This is a genomic window from Prosthecobacter fluviatilis, assembly GCF_055388355.1.
In genome coordinates this window covers 1625269-1642760 of the sequence record NZ_AP043782.1, presented here as the reverse complement: position 1 = coordinate 1642760, position 17492 = coordinate 1625269, and the positions used below count along the sequence as shown (strand labels likewise).

At 63.9% G+C, this 17492-nt stretch carries 10 protein-coding genes; 6 read left to right on the top strand and 4 right to left on the bottom strand.

What is annotated here, in order from left to right; genetic code table 11:
- Positions 1-641: 641 nt before the first annotated feature.
- The gene (locus tag ACZ5WW_RS06375; protein WP_377166601.1) at positions 642-2276 is read right to left on the bottom strand and encodes an outer membrane protein assembly factor BamB family protein; all 1635 of its coding nucleotides are present in this window, start codon (positions 2274-2276) and stop codon (positions 642-644) included.
- A gap of 40 nt (positions 2277-2316) precedes the next feature.
- The gene (locus ACZ5WW_RS06370) at positions 2317-4599 is read right to left on the bottom strand and encodes an outer membrane protein assembly factor BamB family protein (protein ID WP_377166603.1); all 2283 of its coding nucleotides are present in this window, start codon (positions 4597-4599) and stop codon (positions 2317-2319) included.
- Between the two features lie 443 nt (positions 4600-5042).
- On the opposite strand from ACZ5WW_RS06370, the gene ACZ5WW_RS06365 reads away from it, so the two are divergent.
- Genes ACZ5WW_RS06365 through ACZ5WW_RS06355 form a run of 3 tightly spaced genes read left to right on the top strand, consistent with a single transcriptional unit; the run spans position 5043 to position 10101 of the window.
- Positions 5043-6224 carry an HlyD family secretion protein gene (locus ACZ5WW_RS06365; protein ID WP_377166605.1) on the top strand — a complete coding sequence of 394 codons (1182 nt, stop codon included), beginning with the start codon at positions 5043-5045 and terminating at the stop codon, positions 6222-6224.
- Positions 6221-8974, top strand: a complete 2754-nt coding sequence (gene rbbA / locus ACZ5WW_RS06360; protein ID WP_377166607.1) for a ribosome-associated ATPase/putative transporter RbbA — start codon at positions 6221-6223, stop codon at positions 8972-8974. The genes ACZ5WW_RS06365 and rbbA overlap by 4 nt, the downstream gene beginning before the upstream one ends.
- 2 nt (positions 8975-8976) lie before the next feature.
- Positions 8977-10101 (top strand): ABC-2 transporter permease, encoded by a 1125-nt coding sequence (locus ACZ5WW_RS06355; RefSeq protein ID WP_377166609.1) that lies wholly within the window; start codon positions 8977-8979, stop codon positions 10099-10101.
- Positions 10102-10125: 24 nt separating this feature from the next.
- Here ACZ5WW_RS06355 and ACZ5WW_RS06350 read toward each other — a convergent pair whose 3' ends face one another.
- Positions 10126-10878: a glycosyltransferase family 2 protein gene (locus tag ACZ5WW_RS06350; protein ID WP_377166611.1), complete on the bottom strand. Its 753-nt coding sequence runs from the start codon at positions 10876-10878 to the stop codon at positions 10126-10128.
- Positions 10879-11042: 164 nt separating this feature from the next.
- Here ACZ5WW_RS06350 and ACZ5WW_RS06345 point away from each other — a divergent pair, with 164 nt between their 5' ends.
- The 3 genes from ACZ5WW_RS06345 (at position 11043) to ACZ5WW_RS06335 (ending at position 16125) form a co-directional block, all read left to right on the top strand.
- Positions 11043-11726: a PIG-L deacetylase family protein gene (locus ACZ5WW_RS06345; RefSeq protein WP_377166613.1), complete on the top strand. Its 684-nt coding sequence runs from the start codon at positions 11043-11045 to the stop codon at positions 11724-11726.
- The gene (locus tag ACZ5WW_RS06340) at positions 11726-13393 is read left to right on the top strand and encodes an ArnT family glycosyltransferase (RefSeq protein WP_377166615.1); all 1668 of its coding nucleotides are present in this window, start codon (positions 11726-11728) and stop codon (positions 13391-13393) included. The genes ACZ5WW_RS06345 and ACZ5WW_RS06340 overlap by 1 nt, the downstream gene beginning before the upstream one ends.
- A gap of 182 nt (positions 13394-13575) precedes the next feature.
- The gene (locus ACZ5WW_RS06335) at positions 13576-16125 is read left to right on the top strand and encodes a protein kinase domain-containing protein (protein WP_377166617.1); all 2550 of its coding nucleotides are present in this window, start codon (positions 13576-13578) and stop codon (positions 16123-16125) included.
- Positions 16126-16290: 165 nt separating this feature from the next.
- Here the strand turns inward: ACZ5WW_RS06335 and ACZ5WW_RS06330 are convergent, their stop codons facing one another.
- On the bottom strand, positions 16291-17202 hold the full coding sequence (locus tag ACZ5WW_RS06330) for a hypothetical protein (protein ID WP_377166619.1): 912 nt from the start codon (positions 17200-17202) through the stop codon (positions 16291-16293).
- Positions 17203-17492 lie beyond the last annotated feature (290 nt).

Here is a 17492-nt window from a genome sequence, read left to right as displayed (position 1 = left end):
GCGTGTTCGCGGATGTGCGAGGGCGTTGGGCGATGCGGGAGCCTGTGGGATCGGGACGATCCCACTCCGCCAGAGGCTTCGCCGCAGCGACGGAGGGGGATCATCTTGATCCCCGCACCTGCGGCGTGTTTATGGAGTAAAACAGCGCGCTCGCTGGGTGTTGCGGGTTTGGTGTCATGCGAGATCGCCGAACGGAGTGATACCACAATCCATTGAAAACGGGGGGATTTCGCAGCCAATGAAAGTTCGGCTCTGAAGAAAAGACTTTGTGTTCAGGTGGAGACTTCAAGGCAAGTCAGTCAGCCAGTGCTTGCGTGCCCGCCATACGTAGGATGGGTGTGGCGACAGCCCGCCCGTCCACCAGCGTGCGGCAAGCACCACGTCGTAGGAATGCGCTGATGGTCGGGCGGTTTGGCGGAGGGGCGGTCGAGCAGGCGTGTGCTCTCGACGCCAAACACCCCCAACCTACGACCGGAGTGCCAAGCACCCGTGCACAGTGCACAAGCCCGTACAGGCCCGTTTTCAGCAGATGGTGGTATGACAGCGTGAGGGATCGCGACGATCCCTCTCCTCCAAAGCATGAAAAAAGGCGGACCGTTTCCGGCCCGCCTTTTGGGGATGAACTTTCTCCGACCTTCCGCTTACTTCGCCTCAGGCGTCTTGGCGCCTTCCTTGAAGCAGTAGAGGTGGGTGTGGGTGGTCACGTAGAGGGCGCCATTGGCGGCCACGACGGAGCTGAGGAGCGGGGAGGGGAATTCGATGGTGCCGAGTTCCTTGAGCTCCTTGCCTTCAGCGAGGATGAAGAGTTCGCCTTCTTCGTTGCCGATCCACACTTTGCCATCAGCGACCAGCGGGCTGGCCCAGATGTGGCCTTTGGTGTCGAATTTCCAGTATTCCTTGCCGGTCTTGGCGTCGAGGCAGAACACGCGGCCGGTGTAGTCGGCGGCATAGACGAGGCCGTCTTTCACCGCTGGGGTGGAGATGGTGCGCTCGATGCCTTTGAAGGTCCAGAGGGCCTTGCCGGTGAGATCGCCTTTGCCCTTGGGGTCGATGCAGCTCAGGCAGCCGACGCCTTCGCCGTGCTCGGGGTCCTGGCCGATGTTCACATACACCAGGCCATCAGCGATGGTGGGGGTGGCGATGATTTCGCTGGGGCCGTCGTATTCGACGTACTTGATGGGCTCGCCAGCGGAGTTCTTGCGATACTCGGGCGGGTTGGCGTCATAGCGCCAGTTTTCGTTCAGGATGTCCAGCCCTTCAGCGTCCTTGTGGGTTTCGGGGGCCATGGAGTACACCCAGCCGTCACCGGCGGCGAAGACGATCTGCTTCTTGCCTTCCACGTCCACGGAGTTGGGGGAGGACCAGGAGCAGTGCAGCACGCGTTCGGAGGCCACGTGATCCATTTCACCGAGGAGGGCGCCGGTTTCGGCGTCCAGCATGATGAAGCTGGGGGAGTTCGGGGCGGGGATGTTGGTGTGGGTCCAGTCCACGCCGTTGCAGGTGGGGACGAAGACCTTGCCGTCGATCACCAGCGGGTAGCCGGCGGTGGCGTTGTGCTGGAAGACGCCGAGTTCTTTGTACATGTCGTACACCCAGAGGATGTCGGCATCGGTATCGCCCGGGGTGAGGGGGGCGGTGGGCTTGCCATCCTTGTCCAGAGGGGCCATGAAGGCGCCTTCGTCCTGCATGCCCTGGTTGCCATTGGACATGCCTTTGACGTCGAGGCAGACGATCTGGCAGCGGTTGCTGGGCACGTAGGCCTTGTCGCCGACGATGGTGGGGCTGGCGCAGATGCCGAGGTATTCCCAGTCATTCACCTTGCCGCTGCCCATCTTGGGGGAGACCATCTGCCACTTGAACTGGCCGGTGTATTCATCAAACACCATCATGATGCCGCGGTCGCCCACGCTCTTGGGGTCACGGGGGGACTCATTGTTGGTGCCCACATAGACCTGGCCGTTGGCGATCATCGGCGTGCCGTAGGTCTGGGAGCCGAGCTTGGCCACCCAGAGGCAGTTCTTGGTGGTGCTCATGTCGATGTCCTCGGCACCAGGGGCCTTGTTGGCGTCCTGGGCGTTGGGGCGGAGGCGTCCGGCTACCTTGGGCGCGGCCTTGGGGCCGTATTTCTTGCCGGGGTTGAAGTCGGTGGGCAGACCTTTTTCGTCAGACACCATGTTGCGGGTGTTGCCGCCACCCCACTGGGTGTAGTCGGCGGCGTTCAGGGCTGCTGTGGCAGCCAGAGCCGCAGCGAGGATGGGGGTGAGTTTCGTTCTCATGTATGACGTTGAAAGCAGTTGGGTTTAAAAGGGTGGCTGATCAGTTCGGGGTGACGCTCAGGTTGTCGAGATAGACGCGCTTCTGGTTCATCGGTGTCAGGGCGAAAATGCCAGGGGAGCCGTTTTTGTGGGCGCGGGGCACTTTCACTTCGATGGTCCAGGCGGCAGGCTCGGGCTGGGCCTTGTCCCAGATCTTGGCCATGACCACGCCGCTGCCGTCCTTGGCCACGTCCACCTTGGTCTTCAGGGTGTACCAGGTGTTGGCCACGACCTTGAAGGGCACTTCCTGCTTGAGGCGCTCGGGGTTGGAGCTGATCTCCAGCTTGCCGGCATTGCCACGGACGCAGATGAGGTAGCGCTGGTTGATGAGGCCGATGTCGGACTTGGAGCGTGCGCTGCCGTCCGTCATCACGTCTGCCTGCATGGTGTAGTTGGAGAGGTTGGAGGGAGCCACGAAGACGGTGGCGCGCTGGAAGAGCAGGCGGTCGAAGGTCTTGGCGAAGACCTTGTTGCCAGGAGCGCCGACGACTTCACGCACGTCGAACTTGAAGCGCGCACCGATCCAGGGGAGCGGCGGGTAGGAGAACATGATCTTCTCCGTGGGCTGCTCGTCCTTGAGCTCGTAGCCGTCAAAGTTTTCCACCAGCGGCAGGTTGCGCAGGGCGCGGCCGCGGATGGTGCCGAAGGTGCCGTCCGGAGCGGTGGCCTTGAAGGCACCGGCGCTGGACTTGGCGTCGGCGGCCACCACGAGCTCGCCTGCGTCGTTGAACTTGCCGTCCATCGTGGCTTTCACCTTGGCGGTCGGGGGGATGAAGGTTTCCCACTTCACGCCTTTGACGTCGGGGTTCACCAGGAAGCCGTTGGCGTCCACGCTGCGCACGCGGAAGGCCTGCTTGTGGCCGGTCATGACGACGGTCTCAGCCGGGATGATCTGCAGCGCCACGGCCTTGCCGGCCTTGGGCATTTCCACCACGGGGGCGGCGTCCGTCTTGATGCCCTTGTTCGGGATCGGGAAGGCGTGGAAGGCTTCGGTGGTCGTCACGTAGAGGGTGCCGTCGCACACGGTGGGTGCGCCGAGGCAGTTGCCTTCCAGCTTGATCTCCTGCACCACTTCGCCGGATGTCTTGCCGGGCTTCACGACGACGAGCTTGCCGTCGAGCATGGGGCAGTAGAGCAGGCCGTCCACGTAGAGGGGGGAGGAGTGGAGGTTGGCGTTGCTGAGCTTGAGCTTCCAGAGGTCGGTGCCGGTGTTGGCGTCGATGGCGTAGAGCTCGGCACCGTCGGTGAGCTGGTAGATCACATCTCCCACGAGGACAGGTGAGCTGCTGGTGGCGCCGATGGGGTTGCGCCAGACTTCGGCGCTGGGCTCCAGCGTGGTGGCTTCGGTGGCCGGAGGCACGGGGGCGGTGAGCTTCTCCGGGAGCTTGATGCAGACCATGCGGCCCTTCTCGGAGTTGTCCACGTTCTCATCTCCGTGGATGGCGATGAGGTTGTCCTTGTGCAGGACCACGGAGGGGTTCACGCCGTTTTTGCAGATTTGCATCTTCCAGTAGGGCTTGCCGTTGTGCGTGTTGACGCAGACGACGTGGCCGCAGCCGGTGGTGAAGTAGGCCACGCGCTTGCCGTCGCGGGTTTCCACCACGGGGGTGGAGAAGGAGCTGTCCACGGGCGGGCTCACGCCGGGGAGGGTCCACCAGGCCAGCTCGCCGGTCTTTTTGTCAAAGCCGTAAACGCGGTCGGCGGCAGGGCCGTCGGCGCCCCAGTTGGAGAAGATGAAGTGGATGATGACGAACTCGCCCTCGATCACCGGGCTGCCCACGCGGGAGTTCGGGAAGGTCATGCGGCCAAACTCTTCCATCAGCGGGATCTCAAACACCTTGGTGCCGTCCAGCTCAAAGCAGAGGAAATTGCCCGCGTTGCTGGTGAGGTAGATGCGCTTGGTCTCCGGGTCCACGGTGGGGGCACCGATGGCGTAGCGGTTGTAGATGGAGTCGCTGAGGTAGTCGGGGATCTCGTGCTGCCAGAGGACCTTGCCACTCTTGGCGTCCAGGCAGGTGAGCAGCTCGATGAGGTCGGAGGTTTCACCTTTGTAGCCCCAGAGGATGACCTTGCCATCCACCACCACAGGTGTGCCACGGCTGCGGATGGGGGCGCTCCAGGCGGGCTTGTCAGCAAGCTTTCCAGCCTTGGTGTAGTGCTCCAGGCTCACGCCGTTTTGGAGCGGGCCGCGCCAGTTGGTCCAGTCATTCGCCTGGGAGATTCCGGTCAGGGCCAGAGTGGCGGCCAGCAGGCGGCCATAGGAGGGGCGGGGTCGGTGGTGCATGGAGTGTTGGAAGGGGATGGGAAAACAAATCATCGTGAGCACTCGCCGGGCTTCAATGCGATTTTCGTACCTTTCGCATGGGAGGCGGCGAAGCCTGTTGAGGGGATGAGGCGAACGCCACAACCTCGGAACATCTTGCAGGCTTACGGCTGGGCGTGCGGCATCGTGCGCAGAATCATATTTGCCAATGTGAACAAATGAACCGCTTTTGCACCCGGTGCCTGAGGGCTGGCACGATGCCAGATGTCCGTGGCGCATGACGCCCGATCGGGCAGATTCTCTAGGCGCGGGGACATGGGAAAATCGGCAGATGTCCGGCCTCCTGGAACACATGTGCCCCCAGCAGACCAGCCATGCGTCTGCTGCAAAAACGGCGCATGAATGAACAGTCCAGATGCTTTGAATGAGGTGGATTTTGCGAGCATTCAAAACTATCGACACCCATGACTCCGCCCGGTACACCCGCTGGCCCCGCCAGTGCCTCTGTCGTTCCACCAGTCTCACCCGCTGTTACAGAGGCCGCGTCGGCGGTGTCGCCTCCTGCCAAGGCTGGTTCGTCCTTCTTGAAGAAAAACTGGTGGCTGGCCGTCGTTGCAGGTGCCGTGGTCCTGCTGGTGATCGTGTTTGGGTTTGAATTCAAACATGCCGGACCTGGCCCAGGGTTTGTCAGCGGAAACGGGCGCGTGGAAGCCACGGAGATCGACATCGCCACCAAGCTGGCCGGACGTGTGCAGAACATTCTGGTGGACGAGGGCGACTTTGTGCAGGCGGGGCAGCTGCTGGCGCAGATGCAGGTGGACGTGCTCAATGCGCAGCACGATGCGGCCAAGGCCCAGCTGCAGCAGGCCATCACCGCCGTGGCCAGTGCCGAGGCTCAGGTGGCTGCACGGCGGAGCGACGAGGCAGCCGCGCAGGCTGCGACCGTCCAGCGCCAGGCAGAACTCGAAGCCGCGAAGAGCCGGTACACCCGCACCAAGGCGCTGTCTGCCAGCGGGGCCATCTCCATGCAGGACCACGACGATGACCTCGCCAGACTGCATGGGGCGGAGGCTGCGGTGACGGCAGCGCAAGCCCAGGTGGCCGCCGCCAAGGCTGCCATCAAGGCTGCGGAAGCCCAGGTCATCGGAGCCAACTCCGCAGTCAACGCGAGCAAGGCGACCGCGGCCAGCATCGAGGCCGACATTGTGGACTGCCAGCTCAAGTCACCGCGTGACGGCCGCGTGCAATACCGCGTGGCACAGCCCGGCGAAGTGCTGGCCCCCGGCGGCAAGGTTCTGAACCTGGTGGATCTCAGCGATGTCTACCTGACCTTTTTCCTGCCCGAGGCGGCGGTGGGAAAGGTGGCGCTGGGCAGCGAAGTGCGCGTGATCCTCGACGCCGCGCCGCATTATGTGATCCCGGCGCAGATATCCTATGTGGCCAGCGTCGCCCAGTTCACCCCCAAGACAGTGGAGACGGCGAACGAACGGCAGAAGCTGATGTTTCGCGTGAAGGCGCAGTTTGGCCGCCCGCTGCTGCAGAAGAACCTGAAGCTGGTCAAGACGGGGCTGCCCGGGGTGGCCTGGCTCAAGCTCGATGCAAAAGCTGAGTGGCCGGAGAGCCTGGCGATCAAGCTGCCGCAATGAACCCGGTGCAAGCCAGTTCCAAGTCCGTTGCCCGCTTGACGGATGTCAGCCTGAGCTACGGCAAAAACCTCGCCCTGGCCGGCGTCACGCTGGAGATTCCTGCGGGCCGGATGGCGGGGCTGATCGGCCCGGATGGCGTGGGCAAATCCAGCCTGCTGGCGCTGGTGGCCGGTGCGCGCAAAGTGCAGCAAGGGAGCGTCGAAGTCCTCGGCGGAGACATGACGGACGTGAGTCATCGCAGGCTGGTCTGCCCGCACATCGCCTACATGCCGCAGGGGCTTGGCAAAAACCTTTATCCGACGCTGTCGGTGGAGGAGAATCTGCAGTTCTTTGGGCGGCTCTTCGGCCATGATGCCGCCGAGCGCCGCCGCCGCATAGACGAGCTGACGCGCAGCACCGGGCTGTTTCCGTTTCTCTCGCGTCCGGCGGGAAAGCTTTCCGGCGGCATGAAGCAAAAGCTGGGGCTGTGCTGTGCGCTGATCCATGACCCCGATCTGCTGATCCTCGATGAGCCGACCACCGGCGTGGACCCGCTGGCCAGGTCGCAGTTTTGGGACCTGATCCAACGCATCCGCGACAGCCGCCCCAGCATGAGCGTCATCGTCGCCACGGCATACATGGAGGAGGCGCAGCGCTTTGACTGGCTGGTGGCGATGAATGCCGGCCAGGTGCTGGCCACGGGGTCACCCGCAGAGCTGCTGGCCCGCTCCCGCAGTGAGTCGCTCGACGCGGCTTTCATCGCCCTGCTGCCAGAGGAGCAGCAGCGTGGCCACCGTGCGGTTTCGATTCCGCCGCTCGCCGCCGAAGCCAATGCCGGGATTGCCATCGAAGCCACAGATCTGACGCGGCGGTTCGGGGCTTTCACGGCGGTTGACCACGTCAGCTTTCGCATTCGGCGGGGGGAAATCTTTGGGTTCATCGGGTCAAATGGCTGCGGCAAGTCCACCACGATGAAGATGCTGACCGGCCTGCTGCCGGCGAGCGAGGGGCGCGCGATGCTGCTGGGGCATGAAGTCGATCCGAAGGACATCACCACGCGTCGCCGCGTCGGGTACATGTCGCAGGGATTTTCGCTGTACTCGGAGCTCTCGGTGCAGCAAAACCTCGTGCTGCATGCACGGCTGTTTTCAGTGCCCGAGGCCGAGATTGACGGGCGCGTCGCGGAGATGGCCCAGCGCTTTGGCCTGGCCTCGCTGCTCGACGCGATGCCGGACAGCCTGCCGCTGGGCATGCGCCAGCGCCTGTCGCTTGCGGTGGCGATGGTGCACAAGCCGGAGCTGCTGATCTTGGACGAGCCCACGTCGGGGGTGGACCCCATCGCCCGGGACATCCTGTGGCAGCTGATGATTGATCTCTCGCGCCATGACGGGGTCACGATTTTCATCTCCACCCACTTCATGAACGAGGCCGGGCGCTGCGACCGCATCTCGCTGATGAATGCGGGCAAAGTGCTGGTGACCGACGCACCTGCCGCACTCGTCCGCAAGCGTGGTGCGGCTTCGCTGGAAGAAGCGTTCATCGGCTACCTGAAGGAGAGCGCCCCGCCGGAAAGCCTGCCGCCCGCTGTGGCAGCGGAGGCTGCCGCGCCTCAGACGCCGCCGGTGGCAGGCGCGGTCAGGAAAGCCTTCAGCTGGCGGCGTGCCTGGAGCTACACCCTGCGGGAAGCCCTGGAACTCAGGCGTGATCCGGTGCGCGCCACCATGGCCTTGCTCGGCTCGGTCATCCTGATGTTTGTCTTTGGCTATGGCATGAGCCTGGACGTGGAAAATCTGACGTATGCCGTGCTGGATCGTGACCAGACCGGCCTGAGCCAGAACTACGCGCTGAACTTGTCCGGATCGCGCTACTTTGTCGAACGTCCGGCCATCACCGACTACGCGGATCTGGATCAGCGGATGCGTTCTGGGGAGCTCGCGCTGGCCATTGAGATCCCGCCCAACTTTGCCAGGAACCTGGGGCGTGGAACTCCCGTGCAAATCGCCGCCTGGGTGGACGGCTCCATGCCCGCCCGCGCCGAGACGGTGCAGGCCTATGTGCATGGCATGCACCAGAACTGGCTGCTGGATGTCTCACAGCGAAGGCTGGGCCAGAATGCCGGAAGCGGCCCCGCCGTCATCGAGACGCGCTACCGTTACAACCCCGATGTGGCCAGCCTGCCCTCCATGGTGCCGGCGGTGATCCCGATGCTCCTGCTCATGATTCCCGCCATGCTCGCCGCGCTGTCGGTCGTGCGTGAAAAGGAGCTGGGATCCATCATCAATCTCTACGTCACCCCGGTCACGCGCAGCGAGTTTCTGCTCGGCAAGCAGCTGCCCTACGTGCTGCTGGCCATGCTGAACTTCGGGCTGCTCACGCTGCTGGCCGTCACGGTTTTTGGCGTGCCGCTCAAGGGGAGCTTTCCGGCCTACGCCCTGGCCGCGCTCTTGTTTGTGATGTTTTCGACCGGCCTGGGCATGTTCTGCTCCACCTTTACCCGCAGCCAGATTGCGGCCATTTTCGTGACCCTCGTGGGCACGATCATCCCGGTGGTGCAGTTTGCCGGGCTGCTGAATCCGGTTTCCTCACTGGAGGGGACGGGCCTGTTCATCGGCCGCATCCAGCCGGCCACCTATTTTCTCAACATCAGCCGCGGCGTGTTCAACAAGGCTCTGGGCTTCTCCGGCCAGTACCATTTCTTCTGGCCCATGCTGCTGGGGGTGCTGTTCATCATAGGCCTGTCCATTGCGCTGCAGAAAAAGCAGGATTCATGACCATGTCGTTTGCCACCAACATCTACCGGCTGGGGATCAAGGAGCTCTGGAGCCTGGCGCGTGATCCGGTCATGCTCGTGCTGATCGCCTACACCTTCACGGTTTCGATCTACGTGGCCGCCACGGCCATGCCGGACACGCTGCACAAGGCGCCCATCGCCATTGTGGACGAGGATGGCTCGCCGCTTTCGGCGCGCATCGCCTCGGCTTTTTCCATGCCGCGCTTCAGCCCGCCGGTCATGATTTCGCTGCCGGAGATGGATGCGGGCATGGACAATGGCGACTACACCTTTGTGATCGACATCCCCCCGGATTTTCAGCGCGACGTGCTGGCGGGCAAGTCGCCGCGTCTCCAGCTCAATGTGGACGCCACCCGCATGACGCAGGCCTTCACCGGCAGCAGCTATGTGCAGCAGATGATCTCCGACGAGGTCAGCGAATTCGTGGCGCACTACCGCAGCAGCGCCACGCCGAGGGTGGATCTGGTCCTGCGGGAGCGCTTCAATCCCAATCTGGAGCAGTCCTGGTTTGGCGCCCTGATGGAGGTCATCAACAACGTGACCATGCTCTCCATCATCCTGACGGGTGCGGCGCTGATTCGGGAGCGCGAGCATGGCACCATCGAGCACCTGCTGGTGATGCCCGTCACGCCGTTTGAGATCATGGTCGCCAAAATCTGGTCCATGGGGCTGGTGGTGCTGGCGGCGGCGACGATCGCCCTGCTGGTGGTGGTGCAGGGGGCTCTGCGCGTGCCGGTGGAGGGCTCCGTGGTGCTCTTTCTGCTGGGTACGGCGTTGCATCTTTTCGCCACCACCTCCCTGGGGATTTTCATGGCCACGCTGGCGCGCTCCATGCCGCAGTTTGGGCTGCTGGCGGTGCTGTTCCTGCTGCCGATGGAGCTGCTTTCCGGCGGCTTCACCCCGCGCGAAAGCATGCCGGCCATCGTGCAGCATCTGATGCTCTTTGCGCCGACGACGCATTTCGTGTCGCTTGGCAAGGCGGTGCTGTTTCGTGGCGCCGGCCTGAGTGTGGTGTGGCCGCAGTTTCTGGTGCTGGTCGCCATCGGCGCGGCATTCTTCTTCATCGCCCTGGGGCGCTTTCGCAAGACCATCAACGAAATGGCCTGAGGCCTTTCCGCCGCCGGAGCGGTCCTACTTCTCCGCAGCGGCCTCGCGCAGACTGGCGCCCGGGGCGGCAGGGAAGGTGCCGGCCTGTTTCTGCCAGCGGCGCATCAGCTTGATGAACTTGATGGTGTCCTGCACGGGGCGGATCTTGGTCTTCTCGCTGCCGTAGATGGTGCTGACGGGCACACTCTGGATGGTGAATCCGGCGCGGCTGGCCAGGAGGAGCATTTCCGTTTCAAAGTCAAAGTGGTCACTGCTGCCCATGATGTACGTCACCAGAGAGGAGCGCACCAGGCGGAAGCCGCACTGCGTGTCCGGGATGCGGACGCCGCAGGCATTGCTGATGATGCTGGACATCAGGCTGTTCACAAAACGGCGCACGATGGGCATGCCCTTGACGTTTTCGAAGCGGTTTCCCAGCACCACATGGGCGGCTCCGGCGCGGGCCACGGCGGTGAAGCGGGCGATCTCCTCGGGCGCGTGCTGGCCGTCGCCGTCAAGGAGCATGATGTAGTCGTAGCCGCGCTCGGCCAGGATCTTCATGCCGGTCTTCATGGCGGAGCCTTTGCCCTGGTTCACCGTATGAACGATGACCTCGGCCCCTGCCTGGCGCGCCAGCTCGGCGGTGTTGTCCGGAGAGCCGTCGTCCACGACGAGGACCAGATCGACCTGCGGGATTGTCCGGCTGACTACGTCGGCAATGGCCTGGGCTTCACGGTAGGCCGGGATGAGCGCGGCGATCTTGCACGTACTGGGAGTGGTCTGGCTGGAGGCCTGCATGAGAGAAGGGTGGGCAATCTTCCACGGTTTCCTCCGCGCTGTCCAACCAGAATATGCCGCCGTAAAGAATTCATCTGGCACGGTGAAAGAAGCCGGGTATGGGAGTGCCCCGCCCGGCCCCTCCGACCCACGGGCCCGCCCACTCTCCCCCTGACCCACCCCCGATGCCCACCTCTTTCACGCTTTCACCGCAGGATCGTGTGATGGTGTTTGCCCCACATCCGGATGACGAGGCGCTGGGCTGTGGAGGGCTGATCCAGCAGGCGGTCGCACTCGGGGCGCAGGTGCGGGTCGTTTTCCAGACTGACGGTGACAACAACCCCTGGCCGCAGCGGTATGTGGAGCAGCGGTGGAAGATCGACGCCGCCTGCCGCCAGCGCTGGGGTGCCCGGCGGCGGGTTGAGGCGGCGCGCTCCTTGCAGACTCTCGGCCTGCCGGCGGATGCGGCGGCCTTTTTCGGCCTGCCTGACCAGGGGCTGACCCGCCTCTCCCAGCAGAAAGACGCACGCACCCTGGAGCTGCATGTGTCCGAGCTGCAGACCTTCCGCCCCACGCTGCTCGTGGTGCCTTCCCAGGATGACAACCACCCGGACCACGTAGGCTCCTACGACCTCATCCAAGAGGCCATGCGCCGTGCCGGGATGGACCTGCCGCAGTGGGCCTACCTGATCCACCGCCGCTGGTTCTGCCCTGAGGCGGCGGGGCTGACGCTGCACCTCTCCCTGCACCAGAAGGCGCGCAAGCTCGCGGCCATCGAGTGCCACGAAACCCAACTTTTCCTTAGCAGCAGCCGCTTTTGTGCGTATGCACGCGACTCGGAAGTCTTCATTCCCTCCAACCCAACCTGATGTCCACGCGCTCCCAATTCATCACTCTCCTTGCCATTTGCACCGTCATGTTCTGGTGGCGTCTCGGGCATCTGCCGCTCATTGACCCGGACGAGCCCTTCTACGCCGAGACCACCAAGGAAATGGTGCAGGGGAACGAATGGCTGACCCCCACGATCTTTGGCGAGCGCCAGTTTGAAAAGCCGATCTTCTTCTACTGGCAGTCCATGATCGCCATGAAGATCTTTGGGGACAACCCCTTTGCCTGCCGTGCGCCCTCCGCCGCTGCGGCCACGCTGCTGGTCTTTCTCACCTGGTGGTTTGGCCGGCGCATGTTCTCGCCACGAGCCGGTTTCTGCGCCGCCGTGGTGCTGGCCACGGGGGTGGAGTATGTGCTCATGTCGCGGCTGATGCTGACGGACATCTGCCTGGCGCTGTGCATCAGCGCCTCCGTGTTCTGCTTCTGGCTGGCCACGGAGGAGGAGGACAAACGTGACCGCTGGATGATCCTGCACTTTGTCGCCTCGGCGTTTGCCATGCTGACCAAGGGGCCGATCGGCCTGCTGGTGCCCACGATTGGCTCCATCGGCTACATCTGGCTCACGGGCAAGCGCTCCCCCTGGCGCGGCAAAGGCCTGTGGATCGGCATTCTGGCCTGGCTGGCGATCGCCGGACCGTGGTATGCGGTCATGTTTCAGAAGTATGGCATGGAATACTGGCACCGCTTCTTTGTGCATGAAAACTGGGAGCGCCTCACCAGCGCGGAGCACAAGCACAGCAACCACTGGTACTACTACCTCATGATCCTCACGGCGGGTTCACTGCCGTGGATTCCTCTGCTCATCGCCGCCGTGGTGCGCGCGGTGAAAGGGCTCAAAACAGACAATCGCATGCTCTTCATGGCCTGCTGGTTTGTGCCGAACCTGATCTTCTTCACCATCTGCAACAGCAAGCTGCCCACCTACACGTTCTTCTTTTTTGTGACCATCGCACTGCTGATGGGCCACACGATGGACCAATGGATCAGCAACGGCTTCCGCAGCAAAGGGGAGCGCGTTCTGGCCTCCTCCCTGGCGGTGCTGCAGACGGTGCTGGTGCTGGGCGCGGCTGCCGTGGTGTCCCTGATCCTGCCGCCCAAGGAGAGCAATGTCTTCATCAAAGACCTCGTGCCGGTCATTTACACGCTGGCCGCTTTCATCAGCGTGCCGATGGTGCTGCTGCTGATGCGCCGCACGGTCGCCTGGGCTGGCGCCACCGTCCTGGTGACTGCCGTGATCGTGATCGTGATGCAGTACGGTGTGGATGACAAGATCCCGATCTACACCTCCACCCGGGACATCGCCGCCGAGGCGGTCAAAGTGCGCCAGCCCGGCGAGCCTCTCGTGACTTCGAGCTTCATCGCCCGTGCGGTGACTTACTACACCGGCAAGATGCCCGAAGGCGTCCTCTTCTTCCCGTCAGGCCCGGAGCATCTGCAGCCCTACTTCACCCCGCATCCTCCGCTCAAGATGGTGCGCGGTGCCGACGCTCTGAGCGAGCTGGCCAGCAAGCAGCACAGTGTGCTTTGCATCCTCCTGTCCCATGATCTGGCCCATCTGGAGGTTCCTGCCTCCCCGCTTCATGGCCGGATTGAAAAGCTGCACACGCAGGGCTCGCGGAATTTGGTGCGGATCAAGGGCGGGATCTGATGGGGCGGCCAGGAGGCCGGGGCTGAAAGGCCGTCTTCAGGCCGGGCGTCGGGGGCGCAGGATGTCTCTAGGCGCTTGTCCCATGGACTGTGGCTGCCAGTGCCACAGCCCCGCATTTCCCCACTTCACAACTCGACAAGCAGGCGCGGTTGCGGTGTAATTCACGCAGCCCAACCTTCTGCATGCAGTCCAAGTCACGCACAGCGCCAGACATCCGCGATCACGAGACTCTTCGAATCATCGGCCAGGGGGCGTTTGGGGAGGTCTGGCTGGCGCGCAGCGTCACCGGCGTGCTGCGTGCGGTGAAGGTGGTGTGGCGGGAGGACTACGACCGGCCGGACTCCTTTGAGCGGGAGTTTGAGGCGATCAAGCGCTTCGAGCCCATCTCCCGCCGCCATGAGGCGCTGGTGCCCATCCTCCAGGTGGGGCGCAACGACCAGGAAGGCTTTTACTATTACGTGATGGAGCTGGCGGACGATCTGGAGCGCGGGCGCGACATCCAGGCGGAGAGCTACACGCCGCACACCCTGGGCCTGCAGATGAAGCGGGAGAAGTGCATCCCCGCAGGGCAGTGCATCAAGCTGGGCACCACCATCGCGGAAGGGCTGGACTACCTGCACCGCAACCAGCTCATCCACCGGGACGTCAAGCCTTCGAACCTCATCTTCATCGACGGCATCTGCCGCCTGGCGGACATCGGGCTGGTGGCGCTGCTGGGGCAGCGCAGCTTTGTGGGCACGGAGGGCTTTGTGGCCCCCGAGGGGCCGGGGACGGCGGCGTCAGACATTTTCTCCCTGGGCATGGTGCTGTATGAGGCCAGCACGGGGAAGGACCGCCTGGACTTCCCGGACCTGCCCTCCTGCACGGAGACGGGCGCCAGCCTGGAGGACTGGCGCAGGCTGCAGGATGTGGTGTGCACCGCCTGCGCGCCCAAGGCGAAGGGGCGCTTCATCAATGCACGCGAGATGGCGCTGGCGCTGCGTGGCGAGCCGCTGCCCTCCTCCCGCCGGCTGATGTGGACGTGGATCGCGGCCGGCTCTGTGGCGCTGCTGCTGGCGGTGGGCTTTGGCATGTGGCTGGCGCAAAGCCGCCGCGCCCAGACGCTGGTGGCCATGAACAACACGGTGCCGCGCCTCAAGATCGTGACCAGCCCGCCCGGGGCGGTGGTGTTTGCGGGGGAGGACCAGCTCGGGGAGACCCCGCTGGAGCTCAACCCCGCCGAAGGCGTGCCGGTGATCTACCAGCTGCGGCTGCCTGGGTACAAGCAGGTGGAGATCGACCACATCGCGCTGGATGAAAAACCGGCGGTCTTTGAGCTGAAGCTGGAGCCCTCCAAGCTGCCGCAAAAAGGCGAGCGCTGGGTGAACAGCCTGGGCATGGTGTTCAAGCCCGGACCCGGCGGCCACATCAGCGCCGAGCCCGTGGAGATGAAATTCTTCCGCCGCTTTCTGGAGGCCACGGGCAGGTCCTTTGAGGGCAAGGTGGTGCGCTTTCAGCGCGGCAAGGACCAGGAGAGCGCCTACCTCGTCGTCGTTCCGGATGGCGATGCCGAGGCCTTCCGCTACTGGCTCACGGACCGCGACCGCAGCGTGGCCTACCTGAGCCAGGAGCACCGCTATGAGGTGGAGCCCTTCTACTTTGTGGAAAGCGGCCAGTCCGCCACCGATGACATGCCCGACGGCCGGGACACGGACAAAGGCGAGCAGAGCGATGACAAAAACTGGCGCGCCTTTCACCTGCGTGTGGAGCGGCAGACCTACGGCAGCGTCATCGTGCACAGCCAGCCGGAAAAGGTGCGCGTGTTTCAGCACGAGCAGTTTCTGGGGGAGACGCCCCTGGAGCTGCCGCGCGTGCGCACCGGGCCGGTGGAGTTTGAGCTGCGGGAGGAAGGCTTTGCCGACGTGGTGCTGGAGGGGGAGGTGAGGGAAGGGGAGCAGGCGGAGCTCTTTGCAGACATGCAGACGCGCAAGGCCGTGACCTTTGGCCGCCAGTGGAAGGCCAACAGCCTGGGCATGAACCTGGTGCCCCTGGGGGACGTCATGTTTTCCGCGTGGGAGACGCGCCACCGCGACTTCATGGAATTTTGCAAGGCCACGCAGGCACGCCGCCCGGGGCGGGTGGACGGCACCAACAAAGGCGGCGGCACCCAGCCGGTGGTGGGCGTGGACCGCGAGGAGGCCCGCGCCTTCTGCGCCTGGCTGACGGAGCGCGAGCGCAACGCCGGGCTCATCGGCGCCAAGGACCTCTACCGCCTGCCCACGGATGAAGAATGGAGCCGTGCGGTGGGGCTGCCGCTGGAGCGCGGCACCACCCCTGAGGAGCGCAACGGCCGCATCCGCGGCATCTACCCCTGGGGCTTTGAGTGGCCGCCGCCGGCGGATGTGGACAACCTCGCAGACATCAACGGCGCGCGCAAAGCCAGCCTCGACAACGCGATTCCCGGCTACGAGGACAAGTTCCCGTTCCTCGCCCCGGTGACGGCCCTGCCGCCCAACGACCGCGGCATCACCGGGCTGGGGGGGAATGTCTCCGAATGGGTGGAGACCGACTACACCACAGCGCCTCCTGCCAAACCAGACGCGCCGGTGCCGCACACGCTGGGCACCACCCGCGGCGGCAACTGGCGCTCCTCCTCCCAGGATGAGCTGCTGGCCTCCGCCCGCACCCCCGTGCCGCCGGAGACACGGCGCAACACCATCGGCTTCCGCGTGGTGCTGGCGCATGGTAAGTGAGGCCCGCCGGCATGGGTGAAAGGGTGGCCAAGGAATGTCCTCTGCCAGACACAGCAGCGCCCGGCAGTGAGGTGCTGCCAGGCGCTGCCAATGCTCCCCAGTGACTCTATGTGAGGGGGGGATGAGTACGGCGGCGGCAGGCAAAGGCTCTGCCGCCGCGTGGACTCAGGGCGGGGTCGTCCCGCCGGGAACAAAAAAGATGCTGCCAGGAATGACAAGTGGGCCACCAGGGGCAAAAATGGCACCGCCTGGATAGCCGCCCGGATAAAGACTGCTGCCGCCCCCGCTTAGCGTGATGCTGCCACCCCCCACGCCTCCGCTGCCGCCAGAGCCACCACTGCCTCCAGAGCCGCCGGAGCCTCCCGAATCACCGGATGCAGGAGAGTCTGTGACCGGCTGCGATGCTCCGGCAATGCTGGTGCCTACGAAGCTGCTGTTGATATTGTCCGGGTCGTCCTTGCGATGGCGTTCCTTGAGGGGCTTGCTGCCGCCGAAATAGAGGCGCACGCCGGCCATGAGCTGGGTGAAGTTGTTTTCACCCAGCCCGCCGTTCACATACACGGCCACGCCGCTCATCGGCGTCTGCCACTCGACGTGGGCCACGAAGAAGTTGCGGTTGAAGCGGCTCTGGTGCTCCAGCCGGATCATGAGGTCGTCCATGGGATAGATGGCGGCATAGACGCGGGTGGCTGCGTAGCTGCGCTCATTGGCCAGCACCGGGAGGCCGGAGGGGACGCGGAGGTCGTAGTTGTCATACCCCGCCACAGCACCCAGGGTGACGGACTTGAAGTAATACTCCCCTTCGAGACCGATGAAAAGATCGGTGAACTTCTGGCTGGTCATGCCGCTGAACGCCAGGCCGATGAGGCCTTTGCCGGGATCGCGAGCAAAGAAGTGGCCGCCGGTGCCAAAGATGTTGGTGCCCAGACCGTGCTGGTAGAGCCCGTCCATCTGCAGGCCCAGCCGCTGGCCCACCGGGATGGAGACCGTGCCGGAGAGGCCACGCATGGAGGCGCGGTTCACCGCCCCATAGCTGGTGTCGAGCTTGCCATTGAGGCTGGAGACGGCGCGTTCCACGACGGCTTCGGACGCAGCGGCAGAAATCCCTTTGACTGCCTCGGCAGCGCCCAGCGGGGCCAAAAAAGCAGCGGTTAAGATGGCGAATAAGGTAAACGTGTAAGGCACTCTCATGGTTGGGGCGGCGATGCATGGGGAGAAAAATTTGGGGTTCAAGTCATTTAATTTACTAAACCTAAAATAGGCTTTAAGCCTATTCTCGTGTGTGGACATTCTTTTTGGAGTCGTGCTGCGCGCCTCATCGGAATCGTAAAACAGGGAAATAATTCCCATTTGCGGCGCATGCTGAT

What these genes read in the sequence shown, in the direction of transcription:
- ACZ5WW_RS06350 (WP_377166611.1), bottom strand. Translation starts at nt 10,878, where the DNA reads ATGCAGGCCTCCAGCCAGACCACTCCCAGTACGTGCAAGATCGCCGCG.
- ACZ5WW_RS06355 (WP_377166609.1), top strand. Translation starts at nt 8,977, where the DNA reads ATGTCGTTTGCCACCAACATCTACCGGCTGGGGATCAAGGAGCTCTGG.
- ACZ5WW_RS06340 (WP_377166615.1), top strand. Translation starts at nt 11,726, where the DNA reads ATGTCCACGCGCTCCCAATTCATCACTCTCCTTGCCATTTGCACCGTC.
- rbbA (WP_377166607.1), top strand. Translation starts at nt 6,221, where the DNA reads ATGAACCCGGTGCAAGCCAGTTCCAAGTCCGTTGCCCGCTTGACGGAT.
- ACZ5WW_RS06345 (WP_377166613.1), top strand. Translation starts at nt 11,043, where the DNA reads ATGCCCACCTCTTTCACGCTTTCACCGCAGGATCGTGTGATGGTGTTT.
- ACZ5WW_RS06365 (WP_377166605.1), top strand. Translation starts at nt 5,043, where the DNA reads ATGACTCCGCCCGGTACACCCGCTGGCCCCGCCAGTGCCTCTGTCGTT.
- ACZ5WW_RS06370 (WP_377166603.1), bottom strand. Translation starts at nt 4,599, where the DNA reads ATGCACCACCGACCCCGCCCCTCCTATGGCCGCCTGCTGGCCGCCACT.
- ACZ5WW_RS06375 (WP_377166601.1), bottom strand. Translation starts at nt 2,276, where the DNA reads ATGAGAACGAAACTCACCCCCATCCTCGCTGCGGCTCTGGCTGCCACA.
- ACZ5WW_RS06335 (WP_377166617.1), top strand. Translation starts at nt 13,576, where the DNA reads ATGCAGTCCAAGTCACGCACAGCGCCAGACATCCGCGATCACGAGACT.